The organism is Rhizobium sp. P2_G9, from assembly GCF_056403475.1.
The window spans coordinates 1-301 of the sequence record NZ_JBFUFK010000153.1; the positions used below are offsets into that span (position 1 = coordinate 1).

A 301-nucleotide genomic window follows, 5' to 3' on the forward strand; every position below is an offset into this window, starting at 1 on the left:
CCGCTGCGCGCCCGCGCCTTGCCCACCAGCGTCGCCAAACGATCCAAAAGTCCTGCCAGGTCGCCGCTCTTGACTGTGTGCTGCGACAGCTTCTCGCCGCCACCCGGCAAAAGCGATGTCACCAGCCATTTGGCGCGCGACAGTTCCAATGAGACGAAAATTGCGCCAAGATCAGTGCGGATAGCGCCCGCGCGATCGGGGTTCTCTGCGATCATATCCATGAGGCCCTCCAAAGTTGGGATTGCAAACACGACTTTGATACAAGCCGTGGCGCTATCCACCCTCATGGAATCTTGTGGGG

1 pseudogene is annotated in these 301 nt (G+C 59.8%); it reads right to left on the reverse strand.

What is annotated here, in order from left to right:
- A pseudogene (locus AC1DYF_RS40445) lies at positions 1-215 on the reverse strand (IS110 family transposase); the annotation flags it as partial.
- Positions 216-301 lie beyond the last annotated feature (86 nt).